Origin of the sequence: Psychrobacter pasteurii (genome assembly GCF_900162815.1) — a bacterium.
GTDB classification, from domain to species: domain Bacteria; phylum Pseudomonadota; class Gammaproteobacteria; order Pseudomonadales; family Moraxellaceae; genus Psychrobacter; species Psychrobacter pasteurii.
Genome location: NZ_FUGD01000084.1, coordinates 1 through 6,934, shown reverse-complemented (window position 1 = coordinate 6,934; position 6,934 = coordinate 1). Strand labels below are relative to the sequence as shown.

At 43.4% G+C, this 6,934-nt stretch carries 5 protein-coding genes and 2 pseudogenes; 2 read left to right on the top strand and 5 right to left on the bottom strand.

Annotated features, from left to right (window positions below; all coding sequences use genetic code 11):
* Positions 1 to 5 precede the first annotated feature (5 nt).
* Entirely contained in the window at positions 6 to 65 is a 60-nt protein-coding gene (locus A1232T_RS14610; RefSeq protein ID WP_077447752.1) for an IS3 family transposase, read from the top strand.
* Between the two features lie 78 nt (positions 66 to 143).
* On the opposite strand, the gene ppc is transcribed toward A1232T_RS14610, so the two are convergent.
* Positions 144 to 2,924, bottom strand: coding sequence for a phosphoenolpyruvate carboxylase (gene ppc, locus A1232T_RS07350; protein WP_077448812.1), 2,781 nt, complete (start codon positions 2,922 to 2,924; stop codon positions 144 to 146).
* Between the two features lie 203 nt (positions 2,925 to 3,127).
* Complete coding sequence (locus tag A1232T_RS07345; protein ID WP_077448811.1) at positions 3,128 to 3,430, bottom strand: monooxygenase; 303 nt, start codon at positions 3,428 to 3,430, stop codon at positions 3,128 to 3,130.
* A gap of 118 nt (positions 3,431 to 3,548) precedes the next feature.
* On the opposite strand from A1232T_RS07345, the gene A1232T_RS07340 reads away from it, so the two are divergent.
* On the top strand, positions 3,549 to 4,529 hold the full coding sequence (locus A1232T_RS07340; protein ID WP_077448810.1) for a DMT family transporter: 981 nt from the start codon (positions 3,549 to 3,551) through the stop codon (positions 4,527 to 4,529).
* Between the two features lie 97 nt (positions 4,530 to 4,626).
* Here the strand turns inward: A1232T_RS07340 and A1232T_RS07335 are convergent, their stop codons facing one another.
* The 3 genes and pseudogenes from A1232T_RS07335 to A1232T_RS14105 all read right to left on the bottom strand — a co-directional run.
* A complete protein-coding gene (locus A1232T_RS07335) occupies positions 4,627 to 6,012 on the bottom strand; it encodes a solute carrier family 23 protein (protein ID WP_077448809.1) in 1,386 nt (461 codons plus the stop codon).
* A gap of 181 nt (positions 6,013 to 6,193) precedes the next feature.
* Positions 6,194 to 6,688, bottom strand: a pseudogene (locus A1232T_RS07330) (protein disulfide oxidoreductase); the annotation flags it as partial.
* Between the two features lie 63 nt (positions 6,689 to 6,751).
* A pseudogene (locus A1232T_RS14105) lies at positions 6,752 to 6,934 on the bottom strand (IS630-like element ISAli3 family transposase); the annotation flags it as partial.

The following is a 6,934-nucleotide window of genomic DNA, read 5'->3' as shown; positions in this document are numbered from 1 at the left end:
AACGTATTCAACTTAAACTAAAAGGACTGAGTCCTGTGCAATACAGAACTCAGTCCTTGATCTAAACTAAACCGTCCAACATTTGGGGGTCAGTTCATTTCTGCGATGGGCTTTTTTGTAATTATAGATAGGTTGATAAGCGATTAGCCAGTATTGCGAAGACCTGCAGCTAACGCGTTAATACTGCGAATTAAGGGGTCTTCTACCTCCAAGCTGGTTTGGACTTCTTGCTGGTCTTTATCAGAGTGACGCAGACGTTTTAGAAGCTCAATCTGGATATAGTTCATAGGATCTAAATAAGCATTACGCCATTCCAGAGAGCTAGCCAGCTCTTGTTGTCCAGCCAGTAACGACTCTTGTTTTAATAAAGAGTTTAACCCTGACTGAGTCAGCTCATGCTCTTTAATTACCGCTTGCATCACGGTCTCACGTAAGGTTTCATCTTCACACAATTGACTATAAGCACGGGCAATATTCATCTCTGATTTGGTAAATGCCATTTCGATATTACTGATAAAGGCTTTAAAGAATGGCCAGTTATCATTCATCTCCTTCATTAGTGCTTCATCTTGTTTAACACTGTCTAAAGCACTACCGACACCGTACCAGGCGGGTAAAGTGAAGCGGGCTAATGACCAACCAAATACCCAAGGAATGGCACGGATGGTTGATTTACTAGGCAATCCTTTTTTGCGGTGAGCAGGGCGAGAGCCGATATTTAGTAATGAAATCTCTTGAACTGGAGTCGCTTGAGAATAAAACTCATAAAAGCCCTCAGTGTTATCGGTTAAGGCTCGGTACTCGTTCTCACCAGCTTCTGCTAAGCGAGCAAATAATGACTCATAGCTAGTCAGCTGTTTTGGTTGTTCAACGAAGCGAGAAGAACTGGCCTTTAAGGCACCAGTGATACCCATGGTTAACTCAAATACAGCCGTATCTGGATTGGCGTATTTGGCATAAAGCACCTCACCTTGTTCGGTGAACTTGATTTGGCCATTTAAAGTACCTGCCGGCTGAGCGGCAATGGCTTGGTGAGTAGAGCCACCACCACGGCTGACTGAACCGCCACGACCATGGAACAAGCGAGTCTGGATTCCATACTTTTTAGCAATTTCAGTGATGGTTTGCTGGGCGCTATACAGTTGCCAAGCAGAAGTAATAATACCGCCATCTTTTGAAGAGTCTGAATACCCTAGCATAATCTCTTGGGTATTATCTGAGCCTTTTAATAGCTGAAGATATAGAGGGTTATCTAAGACTGCAGGCATAATGTGATCGATGTTCTTTAAGTCATCGATGGTCTCAAATAATGGAGCCACAGGTAAAGCTGCAAATAAATTACCCTTAGCATCAATACCCGACAGGCCGGCAAAGCGCATCAATAATAAAACTTCTAACAATTGGCTAGCATTGTTGGTCATCGAAATGATGTAGCTGCCAAAGGTATCTTTACCAACTAATTTTCTCAGCTTGGCAATAGAGTTCATTAGGGCCAGCTGCTCACGAGTTTGATCGCTTAAATTATCGCTATAAATTAGCGGTGTACCTGGCTGTTCTAGAAGTCGGGTTAACCACTGCTGACGCTCTTCTTCACTAAGGCTGCGATAGTCGGGTAGGTTGGAGGCGCTATCAAAGATATCAGCGATAACCTCGCCATGATAAGCAGAATCCTGACGGATATCTAAGGATGCTAGGTGGAAGCCGCAAGTTTTCACCAAGCGAATCATATCTAGCAGTAGCCCTTTTGAGTGCGCTTCATCATGGACTTGGACACTTTGTCTGATCAGACGCAAATCATCTAGTAGCTCTTCTGGACTAGAGTAAGCGTAAGCTGCTGCCTCTAAATCTTCACCTCGGCTTTGAATATATTGATTGGTCGCAGCGACTTTTTCGAGGATAAGCGATAACAGTCTACGATATGGCTCATGGTTATAATCTTCTGGATTATAGTAGAACACCTTTTGATCCAGATCACTGTAGTCTTCAATACGTTGATAGATTTCAGCAGAGATGTCCACGATGGTGTCACTGTGAATCAGTTCACGGCGTAGTTTTTTTAGGACAACTCGATAATGACGCAAGACAGTATTGGCATGCATCAAGACTGCCATTTCCGTGGTCTCATGAGTAACAAAAGGGTTGCCATCTCTATCACCCCCAATCCAAGAGCCAAAGCGCAAGAAGGCAGGTAGAGGGTAATCAGAAAGCTCAGGGTAGATGTCTACAATGGCATTTTTTGTATTGCGATAGACTTGAGGAATGGCGGTAAATAAACTGGCATTAAAGTAATGCAGACCGTTATTGATTTCATCAAATACCAAAGGCTTACGGGTACGGACTTCATCTGATGACCAAAGTAAATCAATGGCTTCAGCTGTTTTTTGTTTCGCTTCCTCATAAGCCATACTGCCTTCAGGAAGCTCATCTAGGGCATTGCTATGAGCATACAGGGTCTGCAAAATATTCATCGTAGTACGGCGACGGGCCTCTGTCGGATGCGCCGTAAATACGGGTATGAACTTTAGCTGGTCGATCAGCTCTTTGATTTGCTGCGCTTCAATATTACGCTCTTTACATTCTAATAGAGTGTGGCGAAACGACCCTTCCCAGTATTGGTAAGAGTTCTCTTTTAAAACACGTCGCTCTTGTTGTAAGAAGTTTTCTTCCGTGAGGTTGGCTAAGAAGAAATAAATTGAAAAACCGCGAATAACATTTTGTAGGGTTTTATTGTCTAAGGAGGCAATCAGGTCGATTAGTTTTTGCTTGTTTTTTGGGTCAGGGGAGCGACGTTCTTGGATAAATCCTTTGCGTAATACCTCAATGGTTTCAACAGTGTCTGCCCCTGATTGACGAGCAATGGCCTCTCCTAAAAACGACCCTAGTAATCTGACGCGAGAGCGTAAAACATTATTATTCGATGGCATTTGTTGTCCTTAAATTCACAGCTTGTTTTGTCATGTGCTGAGTTTTTTGTGATGTTGTTTCTTATTTAACTCACTCTATTCTGTATTTTTCACAGGAGGGTGGGTTATTACCCTGTTAAAAACTTTATAGAAGTTTTCCAATTAAAACAATACCTGAAAATCAAGGACGTATCATCTATTTAAGATTAAATACTAGGCAGCTACTAGAAATTGGCGTGACAAATGGCGCTTAACTCTTCGTTAATCTTAAATACTTTGGATTTAATATCGGTAAATCCAAAAGACTGTAGCCTTTGAGTGTGCTTGTCTAGGTAGCGATGAGCATCGTCTAGATTATCGAATACATAGATGCCGCCTGCTTCTTTATTTTCTTCATTTTCGGTCCAAATTTTTGAAATCAGGCCGGGCTCGGTGGCAATATCCTCAGCCAATTCTTTCATAGCGGTAAAAAACTCATCACCAAAGGGGCCTGAGTATGGAAAATCGACTTGTAGTAAGTATTTCATAGTGGTTCCTAAATAATATTTTTGAATATAGTGTCTTCTATCTCTAAGGTAAGGTTATACTTATCACTATTCAAGCTGATTTAGCGTTATTTTCTAAGGGATAGTATTAGGTCGATTTATGATACAGCAAAAGGACAACTCTCAGCTTCCCGCGATCGGGCTGATTATTGGGTGCATTATATTCGGGTTAGGCAGCCTTATTGTTGCCCATGTCGAAGTTGGGGGATATGCCATGGCCTTTTGGCGACTGGCAATATCGGGCATAGTCTTTACCATCTTGGCTGCAGTGTTTCGCCAAAAAATGCCCAGCGCTAAGGATGGCGATACAACAAGCAGTAGCATAAACAATAATAAAGCACTGATTTTTGGCTTGTTATCTGGCGCCTTCTTGGGGTTTGACTTAGCACTATGGCATGAAAGTATTTATGCGGTTGGTCCTGGGATATCCACTCTACTTAACAGCTTACAGATATTCTTCTTAGCAGCTTTGGGTTTTTTGATATTCAAAGAGCGCCAGACCATATTACAGTTAATAAGTTTGGTCATTGCTCTTACTGGTGTGGTATTTATTGCCAGCCCTGAATTTGCGAACAACAATCACGCCGCTTATGGCTTTGTAACCGGTATTGTCTCTGCCAGTATGTTGGCGGCCTCGATGACTTTCATTCGCTTGACCCATCAAGCTTCGCCAACCCCAATATTTTTACTCATGCAAAGAATTAGTATTGGTGGCGGTCTGGCTATGCTGATTCCAATGTTTTTGTTTGATAAAGGCCAAATAATGCCAACCTCCTGGTCTGATCTGGGCTGGATTATCGTCTATGGTACGGTGATGCAGTGTCTGGCCTGGGGGTTGATTGCTTATTCGATACCCAAGCTATCGCTGGCATTAACAGGCTTGCTGCTATTAAGTGAGCCTGTAGCGGCTTTGTTTATCGACTACTTCTGGCTAGAGAAGTCTATTAATATCTTACAGTGGACGGGTGCTGCGTTGACGATGTTGGCTATTTATCTAGGCTCATTGAAACCCAAGCCACTCACTCAAACTGCCAAATTGCGACGTTATCGGTTTTTTTCACGGTTTTATCGCCGTAGATAAGGTCTTGTAATAGGGTATGGCTCTATAAAAAAAGCCCACAGTTATAAACTGTGGGCTTTTGTGCTTTTAGACGCTATAACTGGTTTCGCTAAAAAGTCTAAGCTGTACGCTTGTTGGCAATCTCACGGTTGAATAAAGCGTTTAGGACGATGGCAGCTAAGGTTGCGGTACCAATACCGCCCAAATCAAAGCCACCAAGATGTAGGCTGAAGTTACCCGCACCCATAATAACGGTCACAGCTGCGATGATAAGATTGCTGTTTTTGCTAAAGTCGATTTTATTATCAATCCAGATTTTTACACCAGCCACAGCAATTAGGCCAAATACCACAATCGAAGCGCCACCTAGCAGTGCAGGGGGAATACTTTGAATAATCGCACCAAACTTAGGAGATAAACCTAAGAATATTGCCACAATACCGGCCATAACGAAGATGGTGGTACTGTAGACCTTGGTCACTGCCATAACCCCAATGTTCTCTGCATAAGTGGTCACACCTGTACCACCAAAGCCTGCAGAGAAGGTTGTGGCCAAGCCATCTGCAAAGAAACCGCGACCAATATAAGGGGTAACATGGGACTTAGTCATGCCTTCTACGGCTTTAAAGTGGCCTAAGTTTTCAGCAATGAGAATAAAAGCGATAGGGGCAATAAGGATAATGGCATCTAAGCTAAACTCAGGCTTATGCGTGGTAGGCAGGCCAAACCAAGCTGCTTCTTGCACACTGCTAAAATCAATAGGTGTTCCAAAGCCCATAACATTGGTCACAAGATAGTAGATCACATAAGACAGAATCAAACCCACCAATAGCAGCAGACGGCGTAGCATGCCACGGGTAAAGATGGCCACGCTACTAATTAATACCACGGTCAATGTGGCCATCCAAGCATCGAACTGATTGGCTGAAACCCCTTGTACCGTAACAGGCGCAAGGTTTAGACCAATGATCATTACAATAGCACCGGTAACGATTGGAGGCATTAGTTTCTCAATCCAATCCGTACCGATCTTCATTACCAGTAGACCCACCAGTGCATAGATGAGACCACACACCATAATGGCGCCCAGTGCCACATTTAGATTGGTATTGGGACCACTGCCTGCATAAGCTGTGGCTGCGATAACCGGGCCAATAAAAGCAAAACTAGACCCCAAATAGCTGGGCATACGTCCGCCGGTCATCAAGAAGAATAAGATGGTACAGATACCTGATATTAAGATAGCAAGGTTAACATCAAAGCCCATTAATAAAGGGGCTAGTACGGTTGCACCAAACATAGCAAAGGTATGCTGCACACCCAACATGACACTTTTGCCAGCCGGTAAATACTCATTAATGGCAACAGAGTGCTGGTCTAAATCGCCTTGAAAAGGCTTCCAGTTTGGAAACCATTTTCCATTACTAAAGTCAGGGTCATACTCATATAAAGGGGCAGGGGTTTCTGAGGAGGGGGCGACATTATCGCCAAGGCGAGGGTCCATAAGTAGTCCTTAATTTGGGCATTGCGTTACGGTATAAGTGACGTCCACAACAATTCAAAGTCAACGCTGATAGCGACACTGTAATGGCAGGTATTATAGACGAATTTAAGGCACGATATAATGACAGCTACTATAAATAATAGCTGTCATAAGGACTATAAAAATAAAGAGTAAGTAGCTTTTAGAATAGTGAAGACAACCACAGCCTCAATCTAAGAGACCATTCGGGCTGAATTCCGGTCAGACCTTGTTTCATCTCACCGTCTTTAAGGACCACATAAGAGGGGGTAACTTGGCCTTCCCAGTCACTAAATATCTTGCCAGCCTCATCATTAATGGTGGTAAATGAATAGCTGTGTTCGGTCATGAACTGCTCAATATCTTGGTTGCTACCCGATTGAACAGCAATACTTACCACAGGATAGCTTCCTGACTCCGCCAAGGAGTTTACTTTTGGAGAGGTGGTGCTACAGATAGGGCACCAAGTTCCCCAAAAATAAACCAACACGGGAGACTCATGGCTCAATGCCTCGATATCAACCATTTGCCCTTGATAATCTGTTAGCTGCAGCTGAGGGTCTGCAGGCATGACCGGCTGTCGCCACCAGTTAATCGCAGTGTAGATAACCGCAAAAAGGATTAAATACTTAAGGGCTGACCACCCCCAAGAAAGTAGCTTTGACTTCGGTTTTGAGACTGAGCTCGCCGCTGAGCTATCTTGGGTGTTATTATACCAATTCTAAAAAATAACACTCAAGTCGCACCACTCCCGCTGAGTGATAGACCTAATTAAGTTAGTCTCATTACACAATGCATTCCAAGCGTCACATGCCGCATCGACAATCGCATCATAACTCTCAAAACAGCGATTAGATAACCAATGCTGTTTAAGGTACTGCCATACCTGTTCAGCAGGGTTAAG